Source organism: Streptomyces sp. NPDC058231 (assembly GCF_042882275.1).
Lineage (GTDB): Bacteria > Actinomycetota > Actinomycetes > Streptomycetales > Streptomycetaceae > Streptomyces.
Window position 1 is genome coordinate 1 of sequence record NZ_JBHVWN010000169.1, and the last position, 1,610, is coordinate 1,610.

Annotated in this window: 1 protein-coding gene; it reads right to left on the reverse strand. The window is 67.6% G+C overall.

The annotated features are described in order from the left end of the window. Positions 1–10: 10 nt before the first annotated feature. Positions 11–1,468 (reverse strand): NF041680 family putative transposase, encoded by a 1,458-nt coding sequence (locus tag ACFVXE_RS39045; protein ID WP_389678549.1) that lies wholly within the window; start codon positions 1,466–1,468, stop codon positions 11–13. Positions 1,469–1,610 lie beyond the last annotated feature (142 nt).

Genomic DNA, 1,610 nt, shown 5'->3' on the forward strand with positions numbered 1-1,610 from the left:
AACTTGATCTTTAACCTGTGCGGCGTGGACGTGGGGTCGTTGACTTCTTTGTCCGCTGCTTCGCGGGGCCCGGTTTGCTGACTCTGTGCACGTCATAGCGTGGGGTGGGCCGGTCGTTCTCGCGGCCGATTGGTCTGCCTGGGCCGGGCTGGGAGAATTTCGGTGCTCCGGCAGGGCAGGCCGTCTTCGGGCGGAGGTGCCGGAAATCCCGGCGGACCCGAGCAGGGGTAAGCCTTTCCACCGGGCTTGGCTTCTCCCACGGGCGACGCAGGTCGGCCGCCAGCGGGCGGGCGAGCCGGAGCTGGGTGAAGACCACGAGGATCAGCCAGGTCCAGCGGTCGGCAGCTTCGGGGCTGCGGATCTTCGGGCAGGTCCAGCCCAGGGTCTGCTTGAACAGCCGGAAGGTGTGCTCGATGTCGAACCTCCGCAGGAACGCCTGCCAGAGCAGGTCGACGTCCGGGGTGGTGGCGTCGGTCCCTGACCACCACAGCCACACCGGCTTCGGCGTCGCGCCGCTGGGCAGCACGTCGACTTGAAGAAGGATCACGGTCCCTTCGATGACCGGCAGAGTGCCGAACTGGGCCGTCCATGCGGAGCGGTGGGTGAGCCTGGGGTGGAGCCGGTCCCAGGCCCGGGCGATGGCGGTGCCGTAGAGGCGGGTCCTGGTCACCGTCTGCGCGTCGGGGGTCTTCCAGGTGCCTGGGTCACCGAAGACGAACTCGCCTCCGTGACGGGCCGGGCGGCCCCGGGTTCCGGGCGGGTATGACGGAACCGCGCGACGCAGGACGCGGTCCGAGCGCATCCGGCCCAGCACCTGCACCGGCAGATCCTTCAGCAGGAAAGCCAGCCGGGGCACGTCGTATCCGGCGTCCACCACGATCAGGATCTCCGGGTCGCCGTCCTTCCACTGCCCGGCCTGGATCAGCCGCTCGACGAGTTCACGCATCTGCCTGGCGGTGACAGTCGCGGCATCGTCGCCCGGCGCCAGACGCAGCGCGTCCAGCGGGGCGGTCCAGGAACTACGGCCCGTTTCCAGCGCGCAGATTACCGAGTACGGCCAGCCGGGAACAGGGATGTGCTGGTCCTTGCCCCGTCCGTAGGTGTGACACAGGATCCGCTGCGGTGAGGTGTGCGCGCTGGGCCGCAGCCAGCAAGTGATATCTGCGGCCAGCACCAGCCGGCCGTCCGCCGCCCGCGGCAGCGGCACTGCGGCCAGAGCCCGCCGTAACCTGCCGACGTCGACCCGCCCTGCGGCCAGAGCGTCATAGAGACCACCGTGCCCACGGCGGTGTTCACCAACCAGCGACAGCTCCACCAGCGACCGGACCGGGCCATCCGCACACAGCACCGCATCGGTCAGCTCGAACAGCGCATCCGCACGCCTGGTCAGACAGGAGTAGAACTCACCCCTGAAGCGTGACAATCCCGCAAACGGATCCTGCCGGACAGCATGATGCAACAGACTCATCCCCACGGCCTTCGTGCTGAGTTTGTGTGTTCCTTGGTCGGATCACATGCTCAGCCGAAGGCCGCCTGCGTGCACCGCAGTTACCAGTCCGAGTGATCAAGTACGACGAACCGTTCGGACCCCGAGGTTAAAGATCAAGCTA

Coding starts and splice junctions, on each gene's coding strand:
- ACFVXE_RS39045 (WP_389678549.1), bottom strand. CDS start 1,468: ATGAGTCTGTTGCATCATGCTGTCCGGCAGGATCCGTTTGCGGGATTG.